The 13,238-nt window shown below is 57.4% G+C and carries 15 protein-coding genes; 3 read left to right on the top strand and 12 right to left on the bottom strand.

Annotation, left to right across the window (positions count from 1 at the left end):
* Positions 1-38: 38 nt before the first annotated feature.
* From flgL to flgB, 11 genes are all read right to left on the bottom strand, one after another.
* The gene (flgL, locus tag IM313_RS19585; RefSeq protein WP_048999996.1) at positions 39-992 is read right to left on the bottom strand and encodes a flagellar hook-associated protein FlgL; all 954 of its coding nucleotides are present in this window, start codon (positions 990-992) and stop codon (positions 39-41) included.
* 14 nt (positions 993-1,006) lie between these two features.
* Positions 1,007-2,647, bottom strand: a complete 1,641-nt coding sequence (flgK, locus tag IM313_RS19580) for a flagellar hook-associated protein FlgK (RefSeq protein WP_048999998.1) — start codon at positions 2,645-2,647, stop codon at positions 1,007-1,009.
* A 75-nt stretch (positions 2,648-2,722) separates the two neighbouring features.
* Positions 2,723-3,676: a flagellar assembly peptidoglycan hydrolase FlgJ gene (gene flgJ / locus IM313_RS19575; RefSeq protein ID WP_041910522.1), complete on the bottom strand. Its 954-nt coding sequence runs from the start codon at positions 3,674-3,676 to the stop codon at positions 2,723-2,725.
* Positions 3,676-4,767 (bottom strand): flagellar basal body P-ring protein FlgI, encoded by a 1,092-nt coding sequence (locus IM313_RS19570; RefSeq protein ID WP_028012706.1) that lies wholly within the window; start codon positions 4,765-4,767, stop codon positions 3,676-3,678. Before IM313_RS19570 ends, flgJ begins: the two co-directional genes overlap by 1 nt.
* Before the next feature lie 12 nt (positions 4,768-4,779).
* Positions 4,780-5,478, bottom strand: coding sequence for a flagellar basal body L-ring protein FlgH (flgH, locus tag IM313_RS19565; protein WP_023311139.1), 699 nt, complete (start codon positions 5,476-5,478; stop codon positions 4,780-4,782).
* A 57-nt stretch (positions 5,479-5,535) separates the two neighbouring features.
* Entirely contained in the window at positions 5,536-6,318 is a 783-nt protein-coding gene (flgG, locus tag IM313_RS19560) for a flagellar basal-body rod protein FlgG (protein ID WP_000625853.1), read from the bottom strand.
* A gap of 11 nt (positions 6,319-6,329) precedes the next feature.
* The gene (locus IM313_RS19555; protein ID WP_049000001.1) at positions 6,330-7,085 is read right to left on the bottom strand and encodes a flagellar basal body rod protein FlgF; all 756 of its coding nucleotides are present in this window, start codon (positions 7,083-7,085) and stop codon (positions 6,330-6,332) included.
* Positions 7,086-7,105: 20 nt separating this feature from the next.
* The gene (gene flgE, locus IM313_RS19550; RefSeq protein WP_049000002.1) at positions 7,106-8,314 is read right to left on the bottom strand and encodes a flagellar hook protein FlgE; all 1,209 of its coding nucleotides are present in this window, start codon (positions 8,312-8,314) and stop codon (positions 7,106-7,108) included.
* Positions 8,315-8,340: 26 nt separating this feature from the next.
* Positions 8,341-9,051: a flagellar hook assembly protein FlgD gene (gene flgD, locus IM313_RS19545; protein WP_041910524.1), complete on the bottom strand. Its 711-nt coding sequence runs from the start codon at positions 9,049-9,051 to the stop codon at positions 8,341-8,343.
* A gap of 11 nt (positions 9,052-9,062) precedes the next feature.
* On the bottom strand, positions 9,063-9,467 hold the full coding sequence (flgC, locus tag IM313_RS19540) for a flagellar basal body rod protein FlgC (RefSeq protein ID WP_013097138.1): 405 nt from the start codon (positions 9,465-9,467) through the stop codon (positions 9,063-9,065).
* Between the two features lie 3 nt (positions 9,468-9,470).
* Complete coding sequence (gene flgB / locus IM313_RS19535; RefSeq protein ID WP_008500815.1) at positions 9,471-9,887, bottom strand: flagellar basal body rod protein FlgB; 417 nt, start codon at positions 9,885-9,887, stop codon at positions 9,471-9,473.
* Positions 9,888-10,044: 157 nt separating this feature from the next.
* Here flgB and flgA point away from each other — a divergent pair, with 157 nt between their 5' ends.
* The 3 genes from flgA (at position 10,045) to flgN (ending at position 11,521) form a co-directional block, all read left to right on the top strand.
* On the top strand, positions 10,045-10,704 hold the full coding sequence (gene flgA / locus IM313_RS19530) for a flagellar basal body P-ring formation chaperone FlgA (protein WP_192970902.1): 660 nt from the start codon (positions 10,045-10,047) through the stop codon (positions 10,702-10,704).
* 93 nt (positions 10,705-10,797) lie between these two features.
* Entirely contained in the window at positions 10,798-11,091 is a 294-nt protein-coding gene (gene flgM / locus IM313_RS19525; RefSeq protein WP_014883360.1) for a flagellar biosynthesis anti-sigma factor FlgM, read from the top strand.
* A gap of 4 nt (positions 11,092-11,095) precedes the next feature.
* Complete coding sequence (flgN, locus tag IM313_RS19520) at positions 11,096-11,521, top strand: flagella biosynthesis chaperone FlgN (protein ID WP_028012701.1); 426 nt, start codon at positions 11,096-11,098, stop codon at positions 11,519-11,521.
* 59 nt (positions 11,522-11,580) lie between these two features.
* Here flgN and murJ read toward each other — a convergent pair whose 3' ends face one another.
* Entirely contained in the window at positions 11,581-13,116 is a 1,536-nt protein-coding gene (murJ, locus tag IM313_RS19515) for a murein biosynthesis integral membrane protein MurJ (RefSeq protein ID WP_049000004.1), read from the bottom strand.
* Between the last annotated feature and the right edge of the window lie 122 nt (positions 13,117-13,238).

Below are 13,238 nucleotides of genomic sequence, written 5' to 3'. Positions count from 1 at the left end.
ATGCCCAGTTTCAAGACATGTTCCAAGAGGTCAAGATGTTATTTGTTCAGCTGGAACAGAGACATGCCCTGCATATCGCTAAACGCTTTATAAGAGGCCTGCAGGGCCGCCTGCTGCATGGTGTAAGAGGAGATCGCTTCGTTCCAGTCGACATCAACCAGGTCGCTCATCTGCTTGGTCTGACCCAGCGCGCGGTCATCGCCCAGCGTATCGAGTTTTTCCAGCTCGTTCATCTTCGTTCCCACATCCGCAACAACCGTCAGGACATTGTTCTGAGAGTTTTTGATGCCGATTTGCGCGTTGGAAATCACCTGGCTTTGCGCGGCGGCGGCGGCCGGATCGTTCTCAATCGGCGTTTTCAGCGACGCAATGGCAGAGTCCAGGATTTTAAACATGTTGGTGTCGCCATAGCCCCCGCCCGGCAGCTCTTGCGCATTACTGGTAATGCTCTCGAAGATCTGCTGGCCGGTATGGCTGATTGCCATGTTTCGCGCCGTATCAACCTGCTGCGTAATCGCCTCAGTACCACCATTGTAGGTGCCGGTTGCGGCATCAAACGGCGCGGTCTCGGTTTTGTATCCCGCAAAGATAAAACGACCGTTGCCGTCCGTGGTGTTAGCCAGGTTCATCAGCTGGTCGCGGATCCCCTGGATATCGGTCGCCAGAGAGAGACGGTCGTCATCGCTTAACGTGCCGTTAGACGCATAGACCAGCTTCTCACGCACGCTTGATAACGCAGTATTCACCTGGGCCAGCACGTTATCTTCCAGCGAGACCTTCTGCGTTGCAAAGGTACGCGCTAACGCAAACTGGCTGTTTTGTGACTGAGATTGTGACAGCACAATGGACTGCGAAGCCGCGATAGGATCGTCCGACGGACGGTTGACGCGCTTACCGGTCGACATTTGCTCACCGTAGCTCAGCCATTTGCTCTGGGAATCGGTGATCCCACGCATGTTCTGCTCGTACATCATCTGGGTGCTAATACGCATTTTTCACCTCAGCCTTAACGAATGTTGATAATTGCATCAAAGAGCGTACTGGCAGTCTGAAGCACCTGCGCGTTGGCGAGGTAGTACTGCTGATACCGCTGCAGGTTGCCATACTCTTCGTCGAGGTTGACCCCGGAGATGCTCTGCTGCTGCTTGGTTAACTGCGTTTCCACGTTGGCTTTTGTCTGGCTGCTCACCTTCAGTGAGGCAGTGGTGCTCCCGACGGTGCTGACGAGCGAGGCGTACGCATCGTTGAAAGTTTTGTTTCCGCCAACCACTTTGCTGTTTTGCAGATCGAGCATTTTCTGCCCGTTGCGGTTGTCACTTTCGCCGCCGTCCTGTGCCGCAGCCATGGCCAGTTTGGACTCGTCGCTGATGGACAATTTCATATTCATGATGACATCGGACACGGGCTTCACGGTAAAGCTGTCTTTAGTATTTGCCGAACCGCTGACGTTCACGTTGAGGCCATCAAACGACAGATTACCGCTGGCATCCGGGCTCATTGTAAAGCTGGTCTTGTCCGAGGCACGGGTGATGGTCCAGTCGGTGCCGTTAAACTGCAGCGTATAGTCCGTTGCCTGTACTTTGGTACTGTCCGCAACGGTGGCAGTGACCGCCGCCGTGCCGCTATTCTTGCTGTTGGAAAGCACGGCCGGAGAACCAAAGTCGAACAGCTTACCGCCCGCATCGCCATTGGCATCAAAGCCGGCCTCATGCTGTTTGTTCATCGCATCAGCAAAGGCCAGCGCCATCTGGTTCAGGGTGTTACGGGCCTTATCCAGATCTTCAGCACGGAAGGTCAGCAAACCGCCTAGCGAACCGGTCGTGATCATCTTTTCCGGGATCTCGACATTACCCACCACGTCATCAACGTAGGCAATAGTGGTACGGGACGGATCGGCGCTGGACTTCACGGCCGCCAGCTGGTTAGCTTTGCTGCCCTGCACAAGGCTGTAACCGTTGCCGAAAGAGATGTTATACGTGCCGCTATCCTGCACAGAGACTTCCACGCCCACGATTTTGTTCAGCTCAGTGACGAGCTGATCGCGCTGGTCGAGCAAATCATTCGGGGATGCGCCCGCGCCAACGCCGGTCAGACGGGAGATCTGATCGTTCAGGTTGGCAATCTGTTTGGCGTAGTTGTTGATCTGCGACACGCTGGTTGAAATCGCGGTATTCACCTGCGAATCCTGGTCGCGAAGATACTGATCGTTAGTTTTAAACTGGTTAACCAGACCATCCGCTTTTCCCAGCACTGTCTGGCGCGCGGCCGGATCTTCCGCGTTGCTCACCAGCGTTTGCAGGCTCTTAAAGAAATCCTGCAGGGTGGTGGAAAGCGAGTTGGTGGTATCGGAGAGCACATCGTCAATTTTTGACATCTGCTGATAGCGCGTGGTCAGGCCGCTGCTCTGGGTCTGCGCGGCGCGCAGCTGGTTGGTGATGAAAGCGTCATATTCACGCTGGACACCGGAGACATACACCCCGTTACCCACCCAGCCACCGCCGGTCAGCGTGCTGTTAGATGCACCCAGCACCGTCGTCTGGCGGGTGTAACCTGCCACGTTATAGCTTGAAATATTATTACTGACGGTATTGAGTGCCGACTGCGCGGCACTGAGGCCACTCATGGCGCTGTTAATCAAACTGGACATGGGGGTTCCTTTTATACGTTCAGACACGAGTCCTGATGAAGGTTATCGGCAACCTCCACCGGGACTTGAGAACTTTCAGAACAGATTTTCGATATCTGTGCTATAGGCTTTGCTGACCTTCTCGCCCATCGATTTCAGCTGCTGGATCATGCTGGTGAGCTTGCGCGCGTAGTTCGGGTCGGTTGCGTAGCCCGCGTTTTGCAGGGCCTGAGCGCCCTGCTCCGCCGTTGCCGCCTGCGTAACGGCGGTATAACGCGGATTTCGGCTCAGCAGGCCTACATAGTCAGACAACGCTTCCAGATACGAGCTGTAAACGCGGAATTTGGCTTTCACCTTCACCGCCGCGCCGTTCTCGTATTCCGTAGTCGTGATCTCGGTGGTCGGCCCCTTCCAGCTGGAGGTGGCCTTCACGCCGAAGATGTTGAAGCTCGGGTCGCCGTTTTCCTTGCGGATCTGGCGCTGGCCCCAGCCCGACTCCAGCGCGGCCTGGGCCAGAATCAGGTGGTGAGGCACGCCGCTCTGTTCACTGGCAAGCCGTGCCGGAAGAGAAAGCTGCGCCAGGAAGTCTTTGCTGTCACCGGAGAGCGCCTCGTCGCCGCTGCCCGTTGCCTTCGGTATCGCTTTACGCACCATCTGCGTCAGCGCCTGGTTCTGATAACTGGTCACCGTTTCGAGGTCGAACTTCATCGGCACCTGCGGCGGCTGCTCTTCTGGCTGAACACCCTGTGCGGCGGCGGTCTGTTTGACAATCATGTCAGCCAGACCGAGGCCTTTACCGGCGGTCATCTGCTGCGCAATCTGCTGGTCATACATGCTGGTATAAAGACGCGTTGAATCGCTGCTGAACATCCCGTCTTTCGGCAGGGTTTCGCGCATGCTCTTCAGCATCATCTGTACAAACATCCCTTCCACCTGGCGGGCAACCGGGCGGATATTCGCCGCCGGGTCTTTACCTGCTTTGGCTTTCAGTTCGTTGAGCGACTGGGCGTCCCAGGCGGCACTGGTCAACAGTTTGCTATCGGTCAACATTAGATGATTTCCAGTTTGGCGCGCAGGCAGCCCGCGCTTTGCATCGATTGCAGAATGGACATCAGATCCATCGGCGTCGCGCCCAGGGCGTTCAGGGCACGTACCACGCTGTTCAGGTTGGCGCTGGAGCGCACGCTCTGCAGGGAACCGCCGCTCTGGCGTAAATCAATCTGCGTTTGCGGCGTCACTACCGTCTGGCCGCCACCAAATGGTGTATCCGGCTGGCTGACGTTGGCGGAACGGTTAACCGTCACCGACAGGTTACCCTGCGCCACGGCACAGCTATCCAGCGACACTTCCCGGTTCATCACCACGGAGCCCGTACGGGAGTTGATGATCACTTTGGCATCCTGCACCGGCACGTTCACTTCCAGATTCTGGATATCCGCCAGCATGCGCACCTGGTTGCTGCTGCCGGTGGAGGTGCGGATCTGCACGGTACGCGCATCCAGTGCCGTGGCATTGCCATAGCTGCGGTTGATGGTGTCGGCAATCTGCTGCGCCATCGTGAAGTCTTCATTATTCAGCTGCAGGTTGATGGTGTTGCCCGCGCCAAACTGGGTCGGCAGTTCACGCTCGATGATCGCACCGTTGGTGATGCGCCCGCCGTTCAGCTGGTTCACCTGGACGCTGCTTCCGCCAGCGGATGCGCCTGCCCCGCCGACCAGGATGTTCCCCTGCGCCAGCGCGTAGACCTGGCTGTCGACGCCTTTCAGCGGGGTCATCAGCAGCGTACCGCCGCGCAGGCTTTTGGCGTTACCCATTGAGGAGACCACCACGTCAATGGTCTGCCCCTGGCGCGCAAACGCCGGGTAGGAGGCAGTGACCATAACCGCGGCCACGTTTTTCAGCTGCATGTTGGTTCCCGCCGGCACGGTAATGCCGAGCTGGGAAAGCATGTTGTTTAAGCTTTGGGTGGTAAACGGCGTCTGGGTGGTCTGGTCACCGGTACCGTCCAGCCCCACCACCAGGCCATAGCCAATCAGCGAGTTCCCGCGGACGCCCTGAACGCTGGTGAGATCGCGAATGCGGTCGGCCTGGGCAAACGTTGCGACAAGAACCAGCGCCGCGGCGAAGATCGATTTAAACATGGGTCACCTCGCTTACATCGGCGATAAATTAAGGAAGAAGCGCTGCAGCCAACCCATATTCTGCGCTTCATTAATGTAGCCGTTACCGACGTACTCAATGCGCGCATCCGCCACCTGGGTGGACGGAACGGTGTTGGTGCCGCTGATGGTGCGTGGATTCACCACGCCCGAGAAGCGAATGAATTCAGTGCCCTGGTTAATGGCGATCTGTTTTTCACCCACGACGTGTAAATTGCCGTTAACCAGCACCTGGTCAACCGTGACCGTCAGCGTACCGCTGAAGGTGTTGCTGGCGTTCGCGCCACCTTTACCGTTAAAGGTGTTGCCGCCGGAGGCCTCAACATCCGCACGGGCATTGCCGAACAGGCCCTGCAGATAGCGTGGAACGGTGTCAAAGCCAAAATTGGTTTTGCCATCGCGGCTGGCGTTCGCCGACGAGCTCTTGCTCGCGCTGACGTTTTCCTGCAGCACAATGGTCAATGTATCGCCGACATTACGCGGGCGGCGATCTTCAAACAGCGGCTGATAGCCGTAGTTAATCGGCTGCGCGGTCTGGAAAATGGAGCCGTTTACAACTGGCGCAGGGCCAGGAACGGGTTGGGCAGTCGTCGCACCCTGGACCAATGGTTTAGACGGGATCAAAGCGCACCCGCTGAGGGTGACGGCCAGAACAGTCAGTATCGGATAACGAAACGCCGCGTTTTTTTGCATTGCCTTCATCTTCGAAAACAGGGAGCCGGTGCGGGGTTTACCGCACCGGACTACACCTTAGAGTTGCGTCAGTTTCTGCAGCATCTGATCGGTCGTCGAGACTGCTTTACTGTTAATTTCATACGCGCGCTGGACCTGGATCATATTCACCAGCTCTTCCGCCACGTTCACGTTGGAGGTTTCAACATACCCCTGATACAGCAGACCGGCACCGTTCAGGCCTGGCGTACTTTCATTTGGCGTACCGGAGGATTGCGTTTCGGTGTAGAGGTTCTCACCAATGCTTTCCAGACCGGTATCGTTCATGAAGGTGGTCAGGTTGAGCTGGCCGACCTGGACCGGCGCGGCCTGCCCCTGCTGGGTCACGCTCACGATGCCGTCGCGGCCGATGGTAATGCTCAGGGCGTTCGCCGGAATGGTGATCGCAGGCTGAACCTGGAAACCGCCCGCCGTCACCAGCTGACCGTTCTGATCGACCTGGAAGGAACCGTCACGGGTGTAGGCAGAGGTCCCGTCAGGCAACTGCACCTGGAAGAAGCCCTGGCCTTTGATCGCCACGTCTTTGCTGTTGTTGGTCTGAGACAGGTTGCCCTGGCTGTGCAGACGCTCGGTCGCCACCGGGCGAACGCCGGTACCGATCTGCAGGCCTGACGGCAGCGTCGTCTGTTCAGAAGACTGCGCGCCCGGCTGGCGGATGGTTTGATAAAGCAAATCTTCGAAAACGGCGCGCTGACGCTTGAAACCATTGGTGCTCACGTTTGCCAGGTTGTTGGCAATCACATCCATGTTGGTTTGCTGCGCGTCCAGGCCAGTTTTCGCGATCCATAAAGAACTGATCATAAAGAGTCCTGTTAACTCATCGACAGAAGTTGGTTAGCCTTGCCCGCGTTTTCGTCCACGCTGCTGATAATTTTCATCTGCATTTCAAAACGACGGGCGCTGGCGATCATGTCGCTCATAGCGGCTACCGGCTTAACGTTGCTGCCTTCCAGAACGCCGGACATCACGCGGATGCTCGGATCGGCCTGTAAAGTGGCACCACGGGTAGCCTGAGCTGCCTGGGTCAGACGGAACATGCCGTCGTCGCCGCGCTGCACCTCTTTGCCTTCCGCTTTGACCAGCTTCAGACGCCCGACGGGGGCAACGGTGTTGGCCGGATCGCCCGGGTTCAGCGCCGAGATGGTGCCGTCCGCGGCGATGGTCAGCTCAGAGCCTTCCGGCACGGTCAGCGGGCCCGCTTCACCCATCACCGGATGCCCCTGAATCGTCAGCTGGCCGGTCGCGCTGACCTGGATATTCCCGTTACGGGTATAGCCTTCGCCACCGTCCGCCGTTTGCACCGCCAGCCAGCCGTCCTGCTGCAGAGCAACGTCCAGCGGGCGTGAGGTGTAATCCATCTGCCCTGGCGTCATGTCTGCGCCCGGGGTGGATGCCGCCACCAGCGTACGGGTCGGCAGGGAGAGCCCTTCCACCGGCACCGCGCGCAGCGCATTCAGCTGCGCGCGAAAGCCCGGCGTAGAGGCGTTTGCCAGATTGCTGGCGGTAACGGCCTGCTGGGTGAGCGTCTGACTTGCCGCGCCCATCGCGGTATATATTGCGTGATCCATTGCGCTTTCCTGTTAGCCGCTTAACGCAGGTTAACCAGCGTGTTGAGGATCTGATCCTGGGTCTTGATGGTCTGCGCGTTCGACTGATAGTTACGCTGCGCGACAATCATGTTCACCAGTTCTTTACTCAGGTCCACGTTAGAGGCTTCCAGCGCGCCGTTGGTCAGCGTGCCGAAGTTACCGGAGCCCGCGGTGCCCAGCAGCGCCACGCCGGAGGACTGGGTAGCCGACCAGACGTTATCGCCTTCAGATTTCAGACCTTCGTTGTTGGCGAAGTTTGCCAGCACGATCTGGCCCAGCACCTGAGTCTGCTCGTTGGAGTAGTTCCCGACGACGGTGCCGTCATCGTTAATCTGATAGCTCACCAGGTCGCCCGGCTTGAAGCCGTTCTGGTTGGTCGCCACGATATTGTTCGCACCGGTGTTCTGCTGCATGGAGTTAGCAAAACTCATCGCGAAGGTCGCCGGGTCCGCACCTGGGATAGTCGCGGTAGTGATGTTGATGTTTCCACCCCCGATCAACGTACCGTTATTATCGAAGGTCAAGGTCGTGGCCACTGCCGCCGGGCTGCCTGCCACGCTGCCGTCCTGGGCATACACTTTCCAGGAGTTGGCCGGGGTCGCATCTTTGACGTAAAACAGGTTCATGTTGTGCGCATTACCCTGGCTATCAAAGACGGTTACCGTACCTTTTTTGTTGTAGGTGTCCGGGTTGGCCGGATCGAAGGCGGCGGTTGGTGCGGCATCGGTGGAGTTGAGGTTAATCTGCTGGGAAGCCGTGGTGGTGGACTTCGCGGCCATCAGCGTGGTCGGGATATTAATCGCCTGTGGATTCGCACCGGTCTGAACCGTTGATGGCGTTCCGGCAACCGGATATCCCGTTAATTGCATCCCCTGCATGTTCACCAGGTTACGGTTTTCGTCCAGCTTGAACTGGCCGTTACGGCTGTAGAACACCGAGCCGTTTGCATCGACCATACGGAAGAAACCGTTCTGGCTGATGGCAACGTCCAGGCCACGACCGGTGTTGGTGGTGGTACCGTCGGTAAAGTCCTGAGTGATGCCCGCAACTTTTACGCCCAGACCCACTTTGGAACCGGCAAACATATCTGCAAAAGACGCAGAACCGGATTTGAAACCATAGGTCGCGGAGTTGGCGATGTTGTTGCCAATGACGTCCAGGTTGGTGGCCGCAGCATTCAGGCCGCTGACCGCTTGAGAAAAGGCCATGACTTACTCCTGATAAGTGTTAAGGCTTAGATAATCTGCCGAACTTCGTCGAGTGTGGTGGTACCGGAAGTACCCAAATCCAGTTTGTTGCCGTCGCCCCCTTTAATCACGCCCTGAACCAGCGCGAACTGCAGCGGCTGCGCCACCAGCTGGGTCGTCCCGTTGCTGGCGCTAATCGCGACTTTGTAGGAGCCATTTGGTGCTTTCGTGCCGTCGGTCAGGCTGCCGTCCCAGGTAAAGGTGTGAACGCCCGCTTTCAGCTCGCCGATGTCGATGGTGCGAACCACGGCGCCGGTTGAGTCGGTGATCGTCGCCGTCACTTTGTCAGCCGCCTGCTGCAATTCAACGCCGAACGGCGTAGTGGTGGTGGTCGATGTACCGTCGGTGGTGCTGGTGCCCGCCAGGATCGTGGTCCCCGGGATCATCACACCGTGACCAATCAGGCTTGCCGCCTGCAGGGACTGAGCGCTGTTAATCTGACCGGAGACGGAACCGAGGGTGGTGTTCAGTTTCTCAATGCCGCTCACGGTACTGATCTGCGCAAGCTGCGTGGTCAGTTCGTTGTTCTGCATTGGGTTAGTCGGATCCTGGTTCTTAAGCTGCGCCACCAGCAGCGTCAGAAAACTGCTCTGCAAATCGGAGGCATTGCTTCCCGTCAGGGAGCTGGAGCTTGTCGAACTTTTGGTGTTGTTAACACCCGTGTTCGTCGGATCATTCACATTTACGGCGATGGACATGCATGTCTCCTTTACTGGCCGAGAGTGAGTGTTTTGAGCATCATGCTCTTCACGGTATTAAGCACTTCGACGTTCGCCTGGTAGCTACGGGACGCCGACATGGAGTTCACCATCTCACCCACCACATCCACGTTTGGCATCTTCACGTATCCGTTAGCGTCCGCGAGCGGGTTACCTGGCTCATACACCAGCTTGTCCGGCGCCTGGCTCTCAACCACGTCAGACACCTTCACGCCGCCCGTCGCCGCGCCTGGCGCAGCGTCGACCTGAAACACAACCTGTTTGGCACGATAAGGCTGTCCGTCAGGTCCGGTCACGCTGTCGGCGTTCGCCAGGTTACTGGCGGCCACGTTCAGACGTTTGGACTGGGCGGTTAACGCCGAGCCGGCGATATCAAAAATATTCAGCAAGGCCATTTATCAGTTGCCCCCCTGCAGGACGTTCATCATGCCTTTGATTTGTCCGCCGAGTACGGTCAGGCCCGTCTGGTATTTCAGGCTGTTATCGGCAAACTGCGTACGCTCCCGGTCCATATCCACGGTGTTACCGTCGAGTGAAGGCTGGTCAGGGATGCGATAAAGTAAATCGGTCGCTGGCGCGGTCATCGCCTGAGCGGGAATATGGCGAGAGGATGTCATGGCGAGTGCAACACCGGTTCCTTCGGCACGTCCACGCTCCATCACCTTTTTGAGCTCACTGGAAAAATCAATATCGCGCGCCTGATACCCGGGCGTATCGGCGTTAGCGATGTTGGCGGCTAAAATCTCCTGCCGCTGGGCGCGTAAATTGAGCGCTTCCTGCTGAAAACGTAACGCGGCGTCGAGTTTATCGAGCATGTCTCCTCCGCTGATGGCAAAATTTCAGTTCACAGCTTAAATCTCACCCGGTCTCCCCTATCGACGGAATAAGCACAAAATGCGTCGCTATTTATTCCGTTGATGCAAAACCACTGCAGGTAGAATTCATCCAACTCTGGAAACGGTGGAACTTGCGATGCAAACGTTAAAACGTGGCCTGATGGCAACCTTCTTGCTGTTTAGCCCTCTGGTGAATGCCGAGGATTTACAGGATGCGCTGACGAATTTTTTTGCCCAGAAGCTGGCGGGCTTTAGCGATGACGTTAACGTGACCATCCGCACGCCGCCGAATCTGTATCCGACCTGCGAGCAACCGTCGTTCAGCGTGACGGGGACCACGAAGCTGTGGGGCAATGTGAACGTCCTGGCACGCTGCGCCAACGAAAAACGCTATTTACAGGTTGCAGTTCAGGCGACGGGCAATTATGTTGTCGCCGCCGTACCCATTGTGCGTGGCAGCGCCCTGCAGGCAAACAGCGTGACGTTAAAGCGCGGGCGTCTGGATCAGCTCCCGCCGCGGACAATGCTGGACATTAACCAGGCACAGGACGCCGTCAGCCTGCGCGATGTCGCGCCGGGCCAGCCGATTCAGCTCTCCATGCTGCGCCAGGCGTGGCGTGTCAAAGCGGGACAGCAGGTGATGGTCGTTGCCAACGGAGACGGCTTTAGCATCAACAGTGAAGGGAAAGCGTTGAACAATGCCGCGGTAGCGCAAAACGCCCGCGTCAGAATGTCCTCAGGCCAGGTGGTGAGCGGAACCGTCGATTCTGATGGGAATATTCTGATTAACCTATAATCTTTTTAAAGATTTCGCGGCGCGTGCCGATAAATATTCCACTAATGATGATGTCAGGCGCAAACGCCGCGAACCCTCGATGAGGACAACACTATGAGCATTGATCGTACATCAGCCCTGAAGCCGGTAAGCGCTGTACAGCCTCGCGAAACGAACGACGCTACCCCTCAGAAAACGCGTCTGGAAAAACCGTCAACGTCTAACAGCACCAGCGTGACCCTGAGCGATGCCCAGGCAAAACTGATGCAGCCAGGCAGCAACGATATCAATATGGAACGTGTTGAAGCGCTGAAAACGGCTATTCGCAACGGTGAGCTGAAAATGGACACCAGCAAAATCGCTGATGCCCTGATTCAGGAAGCACAGAGTTTCTTACAGAGTAACTAACCGTATGAGTCGACTGTCAGAAATACTGGATCAAATGACGGTTGTCCTGAACGACCTGAAAACGGTAATGGATGCTGAACAACAGCATCTCTCTTCCGGTCACATTAACGGCAGCGCGCTGCAGCGTATTACTGAAGATAAGAGTTCGCTGCTGGCCACGCTGGATTATCTGGAGCAGCAGCGCCGCGCCGAGCAGGACTCGAAGCGCAGCGCCAATGACGATATTGCCGAGCGCTGGCAGACCATTACCGAAAAAACCCAGCATCTGCGCGATCTCAACCAGCATAACGGCTGGCTGCTTGAAGGCCAGATAGAGCGTAATCAGCAGGCGCTTGAGGTGCTGAAGCCGCATAAAGAAACCGGACTGTACGGCGCGGATGGTCAGACGGCGACGGCACGTATTGCGGGTGTAAAAAAGATTTCGATTTGACGCGTAAGCGACAAATCATGCAATGGGGAGCACCCTGAGGTGAACTCCCCTTTTGGCGTTTATGCCGTCCGGCGGGTAAACTCTTTCACTTTGAAGCCCAGCACGGCGAGCGTGGCAAAATACGCTACCACCCCAACGCCCACCACGGCCATCAGCCGCATCAGACGATAAGGCATCGTACCCAGAGACCACTCCGGCATGACGTACATCATCCCGAAGAGTGCCGCAGACATCACCAGCACCGCCACGACCAAACGCACGAGGAAACTTGCCCACCCCGGCTGCGGCGTAAAGATATCCTGCTTGCGCAGCTGCCAGTAAAGCAGCCCGGCATTCAGACAGGCCGCCAGACCAATAGACAGCGACAAGCCGGCATGCTTCAGCGGGCCGATAAATGCCAGGTTCATCAGCTGCGTCATAATCAGCGTCACAATGGCAATTTTCACCGGCGTTTTAATGTCTTGACGCGAATAGAACCCCGGCGCCAGCACTTTGACGACAATCAGCCCCATCAATCCCACCGAGTAAGCGACCAGCGCTCGCTGGGTCATCGCGGCGTCAAACGCGGTGAATTTCCCGTACTGGAACAGCGACACCGTCAGCGGCTTGGCGAGGATCCCCAGCGCTACCGCGCTTGGCAGGGCCAGCAGGAAGCAGAGACGCAGGCCCCAGTCCATCAGGCGGCAGTATTCGTCATGGTTGCCGCTGGCAAAGCTTTTCGACAGCGACGGCAGCAGGATGGTCCCCAGCGCCACGCCCAGCACGCCGGACGGGAACTCCATCAGGCGGTCAGCGTAGTACATCCACGAGACGGAACCCGACACCAAGAAAGAGGCAAAAATGGTGTTGATAATCAGCGAGATCTGGCTGACGGAGACGCCAAGAATGGCGGGCCCCATCTGCTTGATAACGCGCATCGCCCCGGCATCTTTCAGGTTGATGCGCGGCAGCACCAGCATGCCGATTTTCTTCAGATGCGGCAGTTGATAAGCCAGCTGCAGCACGCCGCCCACGGTGACCGCCCAGGCCAGGGCCAGCACCGGCGGGTTGAAGTGCGGCGCGGCGAACAGCGCAAAACCGATCATGCTGACGTTGAGAAACGTCGGCGCAAACGCCGGAACGGAGAAGCGGTTCCAGGTGTTCAGGATCGCCCCCACCAGCGAGGCCAGCGAGATCAGCAGAATATAGGGGAAGGTAATGCGCAGAAGCTGCGAGGTCAGGGCAAATTTATCCGCCGTGTCGGCAAAGCCGGGCGCGGTCACCATAATGACCCAGGGCGCGGCCAGCATACCGACTACCGTCACCACGGCCAGCGCCAGCGTCAGCAACCCGGAGACATAAGAGACAAACACGCGCGTCGCGTCTTCACCCTGCTTGCTTTTATATTCCGCCAGAATGGGCACAAACGCCTGGGAGAACGCCCCTTCAGCAAAAATGCGACGCAGCAGGTTCGGCAGCTTGAACGCCACGAAAAAGGCGTCCGTTGCCATCCCTGCACCAAAGACCCTTGCCACAATGGCATCGCGCGCAAAACCGAGAACGCGAGAGAACATGGTCATCGAGCTGACGGCCGCCAGCGATTTTAATAAGTTCATTAACGTGAATTTCCAGAACCATACGGATTTATAGACCGGGAACGCACAAGCGCCACCCGGCAAAGCCAACAAGCGGCGCTTAGTCTAACCGGATTTCAACGAATTACTATCCGCAGATGTTA

The sequence above is a fragment of the Enterobacter cloacae complex sp. P2B genome (genome assembly GCF_014895985.1).
Classification (GTDB): Bacteria; Pseudomonadota; Gammaproteobacteria; order Enterobacterales; family Enterobacteriaceae; genus Enterobacter; species Enterobacter bugandensis.
The sequence above is the reverse complement of the archived record's forward strand: the minus strand, read 5'-3'. Positions and strand labels throughout refer to the sequence as shown.